This is a genomic window from Corynebacterium sp. MSK297 (assembly GCF_030232885.1).
In the GTDB taxonomy this organism is placed as follows: domain Bacteria; phylum Actinomycetota; class Actinomycetes; order Mycobacteriales; family Mycobacteriaceae; genus Corynebacterium.
This window is the reverse complement of sequence record NZ_JASPGD010000001.1, coordinates 145473-158555: the sequence shown is the minus strand read 5'-3', so window position 1 is coordinate 158555 and position 13083 is coordinate 145473. Positions and strand designations below refer to the sequence as shown.

Sequence of the window (13083 nt, the reverse complement as noted above, 5' to 3'; positions counted from 1 at the left end):
GGTTCCGTGCTGGCGTCGGAATGATCAACTCAATGGCAATTTCAGCGCACCTTGGTAGCCAAACTCGGGTTTTCGTGGCAACCTTGGTGTTTAATGAGAAAATACAATGGTAGAAAACTTCGAACTAGCACATAGCTCTAAGGCACGGCGCCGTCGTGCGCACAGACTTTGTTTCACGGTAGGGGAGAGCATTTGTGACAGGTATTTCTGCCAATGGGCTGTATAAGATTTTCGGGAAAAACCCAAAGCGTGGCGTCGATGCGCTACACAACGGGATCAGCCGTGAACAGCTGCGCGAAGACGGCCTCACAGCTGCAGTAATTGACGCTAGCTTCGAAGTAATCCCCGGAGAAGTATTTGTCGTCATGGGGCTTTCAGGCAGTGGCAAGTCCACTCTCATCCGCATGGTTAACGGTTTGCACCCAGCCACCGCTGGGGAACTACGCTTAGGGGGCCATGTGATTACGGATATGTCCGAAGCTGAGCTCCGTGCAGTACGCCGTGACAAAATCTCAATGGTCTTTCAAAATTTTGCCCTTCTACCACACCGGACTGTCAGAGACAATGCGGCGTATGGCTTAGAAATTAAGGGCGTAAATAAGTCTGAGCGGGAAGAAAAAGCCCGCAAGGCTCTACAAATGGTGGGGTTGGAAGGCTGGGAACACTACCGGCCGGATGAATTATCAGGTGGAATGAAGCAACGCGTCGGCTTAGCACGAGCGTTGGCGAACGATACCGATATTCTGCTCATGGATGAGGCTTTTTCTGCTCTGGATCCGCTAATTCGCAAAGAAATGCAGGATCACCTGATGAATCTGCAGCAAGAACTGGGCAAAACCGTATTGTTCATTACTCACGATCTTAATGAGGCGATGCGTATCGGTGATCGAATTGCCGTGATGCGTGATGGCCGGATCGAGCAAATAGGTACGGCTGGGGAGATTCTCCGTGAGCCTGCTAACGACTACGTCGCACAGTTCATTCGCGATGTCGACCGTTCACGGGTATTGCTCGCCGGCGATATTTGTGAATCCCTGACAACGCCGCTGCCGGATGAGACAACAGTTGATAATGAGATTATCGTCGCCGCGGATATCCCGGTCTCCCAGTTATTTTCCCGAGCCGCAGGCCACGAGCAACCACTCGTCGTCAAGAATAGCGATGGTGGGATCGACGGCATCATAACGAAAGAAACATTGCTTGCAGCCGTAGCTGATCATTCCGAAACCTCCGAAGAAGGTGGTCGCTAATGGCACTGAATGAAGAATTAGTCCCACGCATCCCCTTAGGAACTTGGGGCGATGATGTCTTGATGTGGCTGCGGGAAAACGCCTCTATTGTTTTTGATGTCTTTTCCACGGTCACGTCGTTTCTGGTCGAAGGCCTTGCCAATGGTCTGAAGGCAATACCTGCATTTGTGCTGTTGGTCATTTTCGCGTTTGCCGGTTGGGCGCTGCGATCCTGGCGGCTGGCAGTTGGTGTGGCATTAACTTTCTTGCTGGTTATGGGAATGCGTCAATGGGAACAGATGCTGGACACGATGGCTTTGGTGATCATTGCGACGCTGGTTGCGGTGGTCATTGCAATTCCGGTGGGGATCTGGGCGGCGAAAAACGCTCGAGTCTCCGCCGTGGTTCGTCCAATTTTGGACTTTATGCAGACTATGCCAGCCTTCGTATACCTGCTGCCAGCGGTGATGTTTTTCTCCATCGGAGTGGTTCCGGGCATCTTCTCGACAATTATTTTTGCTCTGGCCCCCGGCGTGCGCATGACCGAATTAGGCATTCGGCATGTCGATGCGGAGACCGTGGAAGCTGGGCGCTCCTATGGTGCGACCGATCGCCAAATTCTTCGTGGCATCGAATTGCCCTTAGCCATGCCTTCGATCATGGCCGGTATTAACCAGATCATCATGCTTTCGCTATCAATGGCTGTAATCGCAGGCATGGTCGGTGCCGACGGATTAGGCAAAGAAGTTGTGGCGGCGATTTCCACGCTGAATCTGGCGCAAGGACTGGAATCTGGCCTTGCAGTGGTAATCTTGGCGGTCTTTTTGGATCGTCTCACCGCAGCTTTGGGCAATCCAGGTGATTACCCGTCGTCGTTGCTTGCTCGTTGGCGCACAACGAAGCGCGACAAGCACAAAGCACCTTCCACAGTGGCCGCCAGTGCCGAATAAAAACAGAACGCGTTAGCGAGGGCACTCTCACGTCGTCGTTAACGAATAACTTCATATCGCCGTCAATCCCATGACATCTTTGATCCCATGACATTTCTGTGAGTGGAGAAAGGACAACCCCATGATTAACCGAAAGCTTCTTGCCGGAGCGGGAGCTAGCGCCTTGGTACTGACCTTGACTGCTTGCGCTGATGACGGCGGCGATAGTGTAACTAATGGCGCCGGTGATGCGACGATTACCCTGGGCTACCTGCCGTCGTGGCCAGACGGATTGTCGACCGCGTACCTTATCGAGCACTTCTTGGAAGAAGCCGGCTACGAGGTTGAGCATGATCCGCAATCGGAAGCAGCCGTGCTCTACACTGCCCTAGCCAATGGCGATATCGATATCTATCCGTCCGCGTGGCCGGAAATGACCCATGACCACTACATAGAAGAACATGGCGACAACATAGAAGATCTGGGCGCGTACTACGACAATGCTCAATTGACGCTGGCGGTTCCGGAGTATGTCGAAGGCGTCGACAAGATTGAGGATCTTAAAGGCCAAGGTGAGCGCTTCGGCGGCCGCATCGTGGGGATTGAGCCATCCGCCGGCTTGACTGACCAGACAGAAAACTCGGCGATGCCAGCTTATGATCTCGACGATGAATACCAGCTGGCTACTTCTTCTACTCCTGCGATGCTGGCTGAGCTCGATGCGGCGATCCAGGATGAAGAAGATATTGTCGTGACCCTGTGGCGCCCACATTTTGCCAACCATGTCTTCCCGGTTCGTGATCTGGAAGATCCAGACACGGTGATGGGCGAGGCCGAAGCGTTGCACTGGTTGGCGCGCAGCGGTTTCAGTGAGGAATTCCCAGAACTGGCAGATTGGTTCGCTGAGCTCAGCATGACTGATGAGGAATACGGTGCGCTGGAGGATCTCGTCGTCAACGAGTTTGAGGGCGAAGAAGACAAAGCCATTGCAGCCTGGCTCGAGCAGTACCCAGACGTCATTCCTGCAGCACCACAGCGTTCCTAAGCTGAGGTGGTGCATCCGCGGCTGCTTTCTGCAGGATGCTGATGGGGCCGGTACCCGGTTGCTGGGGAGAAAAGACACTCAGCTAACCGGGTATCCGGCTGTTATGAACTCTCGCGGGAGGTCACTACAATGTCCTTCCGTGAGCATGCGCAACGAGAATAGGGAATACACCACCGAGATGCGGCAAACCGCAGTCGATATGACCACCGGCTCCACCGAGCAGGCAGGCCCCGCGGGATCTCCGCGCACCTATGAGGTGCGCACCTTTGGTTGCCAAATGAACGTGCATGATTCAGAACGTTTGGCTGGGTTGCTAGAAGATGCGGGCTATGTCTCTGCCGCAGAATATAGCGCTCATGCTGGAGCGGATGCGGAATCGGTGCAACCTGATCTCATCGTATTTAACACCTGTGCAGTACGAGAAAATGCTGATCAGCGCTTATACGGCACCCTGGGTAATTTAAAAAAGACCAAGGAAAATCATCCTGGTATGCAGATTGCCGTAGGCGGCTGCCTGGCGCAAAAAGACAAAGACGCAGTGCTGAAAAACGCTCCGTGGGTCGATGCCGTTTTTGGTACCCACAACATGGGCTCGCTGCCGACGCTTTTGGAACGGGCGCGTCACAATGAGCAAGCTCAGGTAGAAATCGTTGATGCTTTGGAAGATTTCCCGTCTGTGCTGCCAGCTAAGCGCGAATCTGCTTATTCCGGATGGGTATCGATTTCTGTTGGCTGCAATAACACCTGCACATTTTGCATTGTGCCATCGTTGCGCGGTAAAGAAATTGATCGCCGCCCAGGAGATATTCTTGCGGAAGTGAAAGCGCTCGTTGACCAGGGCGTCAGTGAAGTTACCCTCCTTGGACAAAATGTCAACGCTTATGGGGTGAACTTCGTGGACCCTGACCTGAAGCGTGACCGCAGCGCGTTTTCGAAGTTGCTTGCAGCCTGTGCGCAGATTGAGGGTTTGGACCGATTGCGTTTTACTAGCCCGCACCCTGCAGAATTCACGAGTGATGTGATTGACGTGATGGCTCAGTACCCGGTTATTTGTCCACAGCTGCACATGCCATTGCAGTCTGGTTCGGACAAAGTGCTTAAAGATATGCGCCGTTCGTATCGCAGCAAGAAATTCATGAAAATCGTGGACGAAGCTCGAGAAAAAATTCCCGGAGCTGCAATTACTACCGATATCATTGTCGGATTTCCTGGTGAGACCGAAGAGGATTTCCAGGCAACGATGGATATCGTGCGCCGTGCTCGATTCTCCTCTGCTTTTACCTTCCAATATTCTCCTCGCCCAGGTACTCCTGCTGCGGAGATGGATGAGCAGATCCCGAAGGAGATCGTGCAGGATCGTTTTGAACGCTTGGTGGCGCTGCAAGACGAAATCATGTTGGAGGACAACCGCGCCCTTGTGGGCACAGAAGTAGAATTGCTGGTCCAAGCAGCTGGCGGGCGGAAAAATGAGCAGACGAATCGTTTGTCTGGCCGTGCCCGTGATGGCCGTCTTGTGCACTTTGCTCCAAGCGGCAATCTCGATGGTGAAATCCGACCTGGCGATGTGGTCGTGACTACTGTGACCGCTGCGAAGCCATATTTTCTTGTTGCGGACGGGGGAGTGAATCACCACCGTCGTACGAAAGCTGGTGACATGTCCGGTGCCGGTAAGACCCCGAGCACTGCACCAGTGGGCGTGAGCTTGGGCTTGCCTACAGTTGCCGCTCGCAGCAATTAGGCGCGTCTTATACCATCGGTGACATGTCTACTTCTTCCTCTTCGGACTCAGTGTCAGATTCATCATCGAACCCGCAGCAGCCACAATCGCAAGAGCCGACGCGCCGTCCGACTGCGGCTGAATCAGCGGTCGTCGAAAAGCGAGCCGCACGCACGATGACGCTTGGGAAAGCCGCTTATGTGCTGATTGCCGCCATCGTGGGCTATGTCGGGTTCCTGTTGTTGCCGTATGCCGGCAGCGCGCGCGGTTATGAAGCTTTGCTGGGCAGCAGTGAGGTGACCACGACGATTGAACAGGTTCATGCAGTGCTGTTAACCGTCGGCATTGGTATCGCGAGCACTCTTGTGGTCATCACCCGCTTTGCTCCGGCAGGTCTGATTGGCTGGATGTGTGTGACCGTTGCGCTGCCGTATTCGGTGTTCTCGTTGTGGGTGCGTCACACCGGGCCACATGATGGAGAAAATACTCCACATTCCATCGGGATGTACGTTGGCATAGTGGCTGCTATTTTCGCGTTTGGCGCGTATTGTTCGGTGGCGCTTACGCGTAATCCGCAGCAGCAAGCTGCGGCCCGGATGCGCGCGGATTCGACCACCATTGATGATATTGCCCGCTTGCAGCGAGCATCTGGTATGGAAGTCCAGAATACGGATTATGATTCAAACCCGCTGTTTGTCGATGACCGCCGTCGGCATGCAGCCTCGCGCACGCAGCGGAACAACTAGCCTTCAGTCCTCAGCACTAATCTGCCGCTGTCTCGGCGAAGGGAAGTCGTTTTTCCCATGTCGAGCTGCAACTAAGCTCGACGGCACCAAGGCTGCGATAAAGTGAGCGCATATGGTCGGGCTGATCCGGGATGGATCCATAAATCCGGTTCACACTTGGCCAAATTTTTCGTGCAGCGTGGATAGCTTGGAATTTCACGTGGCTTGCTAACCCTTGCCGACGTCGTATGCGGGCGGTCACGGTCAGTGTCCATTCCGCTACTGTCGGATCGGAGCCATAGTGCCGCGCAATTTCGGTCAAGGCGCAAATCTTGTCTGTGTGCTTGTCGACGAGCGCGAACAACAAGGTGGAGCCACCGCGAGAGCGCAATCGCTGAGCAGCTTGCTCCATACGGGTTGATGTCCATTCGATGGGGTCGAGTTCCATACCACCGCTGGGAACATCGATAGAAGCAACCGTCAAAAGCTCTCGGACTTGCGGGACGTATTCGTCAGCAATGGCGTAGTCCCGCCATGCCACAAGACGATAACCTGGGTGGTTTTCTGCTTCGCTGTCTGCTTGCTGGCTGGCTACGTGTGCTTGTTGTGTAACGGGCTCCGCGGGGATATACGCCTGTATATGCCCCAAGTGGCGGTAGTAGCCGGAATCTATGACAGCAGCATAAAACGGGTCCGCATCGGGAGGGCGATCAGCCGGATGATGCACGGTAATCTGTGCACGACTTCGCCCCAGTTGAGCCGCGATGTGCTCGGCGGAATCGAGTAGCCGTGCCGTTACTTGTTTGGTTTTTTCGTCTGCGGATTCGCCGGGCAACGGCAGCAGGTCAATATCGAGGACGCATTCAATCTCGGCGATGCTGGTATCTTCTAGTAGCGCCAAGGTCAGGTGAATAAAACCAACAAAATTGGGTTCGCCACCCGGCCAAGCATGGCCGCGTATACCACACTCTCGTGGATTATCCGTAGAACTAATGAGGGGATAGGACAGTTCAGAGACCTCGCCGAGTGGAGGTGCTTCGCACAGTGCAAATAGGTACGTTGCTGATTCGGCTGAACCCGCGAGTTGGGAGACTACACGCTCCGGTGCTGCAGAGGCAGCTGGATCCTGTGTCGCATCCTGCGCAGCTACGTTTGCGGCGAGCACGAAATCGCGGATTTCATCGCTGGGCACGAGCAGTTTGTGTGTCTGCTGTGCTTGATGTGGGTTCTGCGGCTGCTGCCGACGGACGGGAGCAGCGAATTGGGCTAAGTGCATCTAGTCGGTGGTATCGTCCAGGCTTTGTTCTGCCACCTGTGTCCACTCGCGCCATTGGCTAGCCTGCTCGCGCAGAGCATTCGCTCGTGCTGTTTTGCCGGCCTTTTCCGCAGCTTCGGCCTGTGCGGCGAAATCATCGGCCTTCGACTGGAATTGTGCGATCCGTGCCTGTGCCTCGGGGTCTGTGCGTTTCCACTCAGCTTCTTCGGCTTGTGATACCCGGGCTTCTACTGCGGCAATTTTATCCTCATATTCGCGCACTTGTCCACGGGGCACAAACCCGATTTCGTCCCACTGCTCTTGCAACTCCCGCAGTTTCTCGCGGGCGGTGGCAATGCCTTTGGCAGGGTCTACGAGCTCGTCATAGCGCGCGAGCAACTCGTCTTTGCGCTTCGCGTTGTTGGCAAACTCCTCGTCTTTTTCCGCCTGGGCAGCATCGCGCGCACCGAAGAATTTATCCTGTGCTGCACGGAAACGTACCCAGAGAGCATCATCTGTGGCACGGGGAGCGCGGCCAGCTGCTTTCCACTCCCGCATGAGATCCCGATAGGCGCTTGCGGTACGGGACCAATCCGTGGAATCTTGCAAAGCTTCAGCCTTGTCTGCTAGAGATTCCTTTGTCTTTTGCGCTTGGGCGCGCTGCTTATCCAAGTCCGCGAAGTGTGCCCCGCGGCGACGGTGGAAACTGTCCCGGGCACGGGAAAAACGTTTCCACAACTTATCATCAGTGGCCCGGTCCAGTCCTTTAATGGACTTCCACTCTTGCAAGATGCTGCGCAAGCGATCGCCGGAGGCCTTCCAATCGGTGGAATGCTCGGCGATTGCTTCGGCTTCTTCAGCCAGCGTGGTTTTTGCGGCTTGAGCATCGGCAGCACGCTGTTCTTGGTCGCGCTTTGCTTGCTTAGCCGCGTCGTCGCACAGGTCGATGATCTCTGCAAGCCGCTTGTCGAGGGCTGGTAGGTCACCTACGACAGCTGCCTCAGACAAACTTTCACGCTGTGCCTGTGCTGAGCGTGCGATGTCGGCAGCATCGTGCGGGTGAGCCCGCAGGCGGGTTTCGAGTACTTCTGCCTTGGTCGCTAATTCCTCGAACTTGGCGCCAAAATGTGCCAGGCCATCTGCACTGCTGCCAGCCTGCCAGGACCCGACTATGCGTTCGGCACCATTGAGCACGCTGGTGAGGTAGACCGTGCCGTCGTCGGTAATATAGCCGTGCTCACTGGGCTTGGAGAAAATCGGCGCAGAAACAGGCACAGGGGTGGGCGTAGACGCGGCTATGCCTGCCGTACGGGAAACTCCACGTGAACGCAGACCCGGCTTCGGCATGGATGCTGGGGATGGGCTGGGCGTGTGCTGCTGTGTCATGTCTGATGGTCCTCGAATTTTCGTGAACTACTACTGTAAAACTCGTCGGGCAGTTGTGGACAGTTTCTACTCACTCTGCACATGATGAGTGAGTACCACTTGTGTTTTCAAACTTACCTGCTTGGATTTGTTACTGTCACCAGACCCTCCGGCACTGTTATCTCTCCCGGCTATTTCTGGGGTGCTTTTTTCGATCGCCATTCTGAACAGTAATTCCTTGCAGCCATCTCTTGCTGCCATGTGGCTAGGCGACTCGTGGCAGAGGTCGTTATCGTCATTATGTGGAAAGCAGCGACGCTCGGTTAGGCTATTGTTTGTGATCTCGCAGCAGCCAAAACCGTCAAAATCGCCAGGGCCTGTCTCAGCTTCATCTGGCTCGACAGGTCAGATAAACGTGCACGGTGCGCAGTATTTGTGTCAGTTGTGCGTGGTGCCAACGAGCCCAGCATTTGTTGCGGAATTGGCTCCAGCCGATAGCGCAAGCGCCGAAATTCGTGAACGCGTCCGGGGCCTGCTCACCGATCTGATTGAGAAGGACGCGGCTGGTGAAAGCTCTGTCAGTGAGATCGTACTTGTTGGATCGCAAGATCCACAGTGGCGGACAGCGCATCGCGGGAGTTTTCGCGCGTGGGGTGCTCCACAGGTTGAGCTTGCCGACGGCTATTTTCTCGCGGAACTCGTGTTGCGCTATCTCTGTGTGGAATGGGAGCATCTCATCAGCGCGAGCTATCCCAGCTTGGCGGAGCTGCTGGCTTCGCATCGTTTAACTCCAGAAACCGTCGTGTTGTTGGGAATCGATGGGAGCGCCGGGCTAGGGCCACGTGCACCTTTGGCCGAGCTGCCAGCCGCACCGGCAGCCGATCGTTGGGCACGGGCCTTATTGGGCAGCGGCAGTGCTAAAACGAGCGCTAGCGCTTGTGCTGTGAATCAAGACGCCAACGCACATGATGCGACTGATGGGGAGCCGGAACGTGCAGGGCGGTTGCCGGATATGCTGCCCGCGTTTACTGAGCCACCGAGCAGCCAGCAGTTGCAGGATGCCGGTATCCGGGAACCGGCCTTGTGGCTCGAGCTAGCTACGCTGCACGCTGCCGGAGCATTGACGCAGATGAAATTACGTCATGTGGATGTCAGCCATGGGGTAGCTCGCTATATTGCGACTGGCCAGATTATTGGGCGCACTGGCAAGAAAGGGGATTAGGTGTGCACGGACAGCCTGGAGAGGCTAGGGGCCATCACGGAAGGCACAGCGTTGAAAACGACAGTGCTGAAAATGACAGCGCTGAAAACGATAGCCCGGACAAGGACAACACCATGACATCAGGCTCATCGGTGCAGGAGCCGACAAAAAATACTAGTTCTGGTCTGCGCCCGATCGCGGTCGTGGGGCCTACTGGTTCCGGAAAATCCGAATTGGGGTTGGCACTTGCGCGCGAGTTTGACGGTGAGGTGGTCAATGTTGATTCCATGCAGCTCTATCAAGGGATGGATATTGGAACTGCAAAACTTGTCCCGGAAGAACGCGGTGGTATCCCGCATCACCAGTTGGATGTTCTTACGGTCAGAGATACTGCCTCAGTGGCGGAGTATCAGCGTGCCGCCGTGGCGGATGTCGACGACATCTTGGCACGAGGGAAAACCCCGATTATGGTCGGCGGTTCCATGATGTATGCGCAGGCGCTACTTGATCAGTGGGAATTTCCGCCCACGGAGCCAGCCGTGCGCGATAAATATTATGAGCGACAACACCGGTTGGGAACGAAAGCGTTGCATGCTGAGCTAGCCGAGATTGATCCCGCTGCCGCACAAATCATTGAGGAAAATGACCCACGACGGATTGTGCGTGCACTAGAGGTCATCGAACTCACGGGCAAACCATTTCGCGCTAGTCAACCGGATAAAACTGCTTCTTACCGGTGGAATACCACCGTTTTTGGCTTGCGCTCCGATCCAGCGTGGTATGCCGAGCGTATTAAATTACGTACTGCAACCATGTTTACCTCCGGGCTTGTCGACGAGGTCCGCAATCTCACCGACGATGGGCTTGTGGCGGATTCCACCGCCGGACGTGCAATCGGCTATGCACAGGTACTCGCGCTGCTTGCTGGCGAGCTGACAGAAGAAGAAGCTGAAGAACAAACGCTGATCGCGACGAGACAATATGCGCGACGGCAACGGTCCTGGTTTCGCCGTGATAAGCGCATCACGTGGCTGGATGCTGCGACGGAGCCGTATACGCAAGCTTTGCGTCAGCTAGACAGACGCTAGCCATTGCTGTGATCATGCGTAAACTGGGTGGTTGTGAATTTCCACATTGATTTTGCTAAGGGTCATGGCACCCACAACGACTTTGTCATCATCGATGATCCGAACAATCAACGGGATTTAACGGAAAACCAGGTACGCGCGCTCTGTGATCGCACCGGGGGAATCGGTGCTGATGGAGTCTTGCGAGTGGTGCGTACACAGCATCTGACCCCACACGTGCCTGTAACAGCGGATTCTGCTGCTACGTGGTTTATGGATTACCGCAATGCAGATGGTTCCATCGCCGAAATGTGCGGCAACGGTACCCGCGTATTTGCACATTGGTTGTACCGACAAGGCTATGAAACCACCAACCATTTTCTCATCGGTACGCGAGCCGGTGATAGGGCAGTCACCATTGCCGAGGCAGACGAGCATGGGCGAGGCCCCGATAACCAGCAAGCAGTTGTCAGTGTCGAAATGGGGCATGCTGAGGTTACTGGCTTGTCAACGGCGCAGGTTGGGAAAGAAAAATTCGCTGGCCTCGCTGTGGATGTCGGCAACCCACACTTGGCCGTGGTAGTTCCCGGCTGGGAAGCAAAGGATATTGCGAACCTGGCACTTGAAGCGCCGCGTCTGGATGATGATTTTTTCCCGTCCGGGGCAAACCTAGAGATAGCAACTCCGCTCGTCGACGACACCACACACATGCGGGTCTTTGAACGTGGCGTTGGTGAAACGAAGTCGTGTGGCACCGGCACTGTTGCCACGGCGTGTGCCGCGCTTGCAGAAGCAGGTAAGGCAGAAGGGACAGTGCGTGTTGTCGTACCTGGTGGTGAAGTGGCAGTAGAAATCCGTGCCAATGGTGCCACATTAACTGGGCCATCGCGCATCGTGGCTCGCGGAACGTTCACGATCGAACTCAATGCTGACTCAATGCAATGAGATTGAGAATGAGATTGAGAATTAGATAACCGGGGCGGGGATGAGACGGCAATGCTGGGCGAAGCAGTTGCGCCGGTCCATGCCGGATTTGGTCAGCGCTGGATTTAGGTTCTATGCAGTCCCCGGTTTTCCGGGGCCTTGCCGGTGGGCAGCGCGACGGGCAGCTAACCAATATTCGCGAAGTTTAGCGACGCGTTCATCAGAGATTCTTAATAATCGCTCAAGCTGCCCGACACCTAAGTGGTGATTCGCTAGATGCGCATGCATTCGTTTCCGGTAGCGCTGCGCGGTGGAATATTCGTAATGAAAACGCTCGATATCGGGATCCGCACTATCGGTGTTTAACAGTTCTGGGCGATGTATGGTGCGATCGGCCAGGTTATCTGGGTCGTGCGAATATGCGAATTCGTCGAATTCGGCGAGCACATCGTCGAGCTCATCGAGCGATAATTTTATTGAGGTGCGTAGCGCCTGCACTTCATTCGACGATGGGCGAGAAGCGAGATAAAACCAGGCGAGAACCGCAATGACTAGCACTAAAATAACGCCAGCGGATTTCAACCACCACCATGTCAGTAGGCTTGCTAACACGGCGACGCAGATAATGCCGAGGCGTCGACGGGAAAAGCCGCCCGGAGTATTCGCTGCCATCATCTCGTCCTGATTCTCGCGTATAAGCGCTGTTATTCCTGGTTAACCATGCTGTAGTGGAAAACTAGTGGCCGCCGCAACCACAGCCAGAGCCGCATCCGCCGACATTGGCTGCAGAGCTTTCGTGGTCATGGCCGCCGCAACCGCAACCGCCGGAACCGCATCCACAGCCACCAGTCGGTGCCAAAATGCTGGCTGTGAGGGTGCCTGAGCCGTGCAGGATTTTTCCTTTTTCCGGCAATTTATCCAAGCTTTCCGCTGGGATGCAGACATCCAAGGGGAACTCGGAATCGAGTACTATGTGATGAAATTCCTGGCCGGTAAGTTGATTGCGCAGGGTTGTTGATTGCATAACGCGACCCGAAAAAGTTGCAGACGCATCTGGGGCTTGGGCACCACTACCGGAGGAGATCACGGCAGCGCCATGTGATTCCACAACACCGAGTTGCGCCTCGGGGTGCTGTTGCTGCCAGTCCTTGGCGTCGACAGAAATAGATGCGTCGTCGGCAAGGGCGGCTACGGTCAGTTGCTGCCATGGCTGGGCTGGCTCGTCGGCAAGCAACGGGCCTTGTGCCAGGTGAGCGGTGACTGTTTTCAGTGGCGCTCCCGACGGATCAACAATCTCGCACAAACCGAGCACGTCATTGATCATCTCGACGTGGGCATAAGTTTGGCTGAGGGAATTGAACCCGACGAAAGTAGAAAACGGCTCCACGGCCAAAATGTTGAGCTGTGCACCAGAAGTGTCATTGAATTGCACCAGTTGGCCGCCGCGGACCTCGCCGGTGACCATGAGCTGGTTGGTAGCAATCGCGGCCTCGACAGCATCCTGCCAATTGTCAAAGTGCATGCCGATTGCGGAAAGATTAGTCTGTTTCGTCGCGGTCATAATGCTTTATTTTAGCGAATTAGCATGTTCTGGGGAAACCTCGAATTATCAGGTATCGGCTGGCA

At 55.2% G+C, this 13083-nt stretch carries 12 protein-coding genes; 8 read left to right on the top strand and 4 right to left on the bottom strand.

The genetic code is table 11. From position 1 onward, the window contains the following. Positions 1 to 194 precede the first annotated feature (194 nt). From QP888_RS00740 to QP888_RS00720, 5 genes are all read left to right on the top strand, one after another. Positions 195 to 1250, top strand: a complete 1056-nt coding sequence (locus tag QP888_RS00740; protein ID WP_284811463.1) for a quaternary amine ABC transporter ATP-binding protein — start codon at positions 195 to 197, stop codon at positions 1248 to 1250. Next, positions 1250 to 2179: an ABC transporter permease gene (locus QP888_RS00735; RefSeq protein ID WP_284811462.1), complete on the top strand. Its 930-nt coding sequence runs from the start codon at positions 1250 to 1252 to the stop codon at positions 2177 to 2179. The genes QP888_RS00740 and QP888_RS00735 overlap by 1 nt, the downstream gene beginning before the upstream one ends. Before the next feature lie 121 nt (positions 2180 to 2300). Continuing rightward, a complete protein-coding gene (locus tag QP888_RS00730) occupies positions 2301 to 3203 on the top strand; it encodes a glycine betaine ABC transporter substrate-binding protein (protein ID WP_284811461.1) in 903 nt (300 codons plus the stop codon). Positions 3204 to 3402: 199 nt separating this feature from the next. Beyond that, the gene (gene miaB, locus QP888_RS00725) at positions 3403 to 4941 is read left to right on the top strand and encodes a tRNA (N6-isopentenyl adenosine(37)-C2)-methylthiotransferase MiaB (protein ID WP_284811832.1); all 1539 of its coding nucleotides are present in this window, start codon (positions 3403 to 3405) and stop codon (positions 4939 to 4941) included. A gap of 23 nt (positions 4942 to 4964) precedes the next feature. Further along, complete coding sequence (locus QP888_RS00720) at positions 4965 to 5666, top strand: Rv2732c family membrane protein (protein ID WP_284811458.1); 702 nt, start codon at positions 4965 to 4967, stop codon at positions 5664 to 5666. 16 nt (positions 5667 to 5682) lie between these two features. Here QP888_RS00720 and QP888_RS00715 read toward each other — a convergent pair whose 3' ends face one another. Next, on the bottom strand, positions 5683 to 6921 hold the full coding sequence (locus QP888_RS00715) for a GNAT family acetyltransferase (RefSeq protein WP_284811456.1): 1239 nt from the start codon (positions 6919 to 6921) through the stop codon (positions 5683 to 5685). Beyond that, positions 6922 to 8286: a DUF349 domain-containing protein gene (locus QP888_RS00710; RefSeq protein WP_284811454.1), complete on the bottom strand. Its 1365-nt coding sequence runs from the start codon at positions 8284 to 8286 to the stop codon at positions 6922 to 6924. It abuts the gene before it with no gap. A gap of 427 nt (positions 8287 to 8713) precedes the next feature. Between QP888_RS00710 and QP888_RS00705 the strand changes: the two genes are divergently transcribed. The 3 genes from QP888_RS00705 to dapF all read left to right on the top strand — a co-directional run bounded on the left by QP888_RS00705 (position 8714) and on the right by dapF (position 11478). Next, positions 8714 to 9487, top strand: coding sequence for a hypothetical protein (locus QP888_RS00705; RefSeq protein ID WP_284811453.1), 774 nt, complete (start codon positions 8714 to 8716; stop codon positions 9485 to 9487). Between the two features lie 113 nt (positions 9488 to 9600). After that, positions 9601 to 10554, top strand: a complete 954-nt coding sequence (miaA, locus tag QP888_RS00700) for a tRNA (adenosine(37)-N6)-dimethylallyltransferase MiaA (protein WP_284811451.1) — start codon at positions 9601 to 9603, stop codon at positions 10552 to 10554. A 45-nt stretch (positions 10555 to 10599) separates the two neighbouring features. Further along, entirely contained in the window at positions 10600 to 11478 is an 879-nt protein-coding gene (dapF, locus tag QP888_RS00695; protein ID WP_284811830.1) for a diaminopimelate epimerase, read from the top strand. Between the two features lie 111 nt (positions 11479 to 11589). Here the strand turns inward: dapF and QP888_RS00690 are convergent, their stop codons facing one another. Continuing rightward, positions 11590 to 12132 (bottom strand): hypothetical protein, encoded by a 543-nt coding sequence (locus tag QP888_RS00690; RefSeq protein WP_284811449.1) that lies wholly within the window; start codon positions 12130 to 12132, stop codon positions 11590 to 11592. Between the two features lie 61 nt (positions 12133 to 12193). Next, positions 12194 to 13018, bottom strand: a complete 825-nt coding sequence (locus QP888_RS00685; RefSeq protein WP_284811447.1) for a hypothetical protein — start codon at positions 13016 to 13018, stop codon at positions 12194 to 12196. Positions 13019 to 13083: the final 65 nt, after the last annotated feature.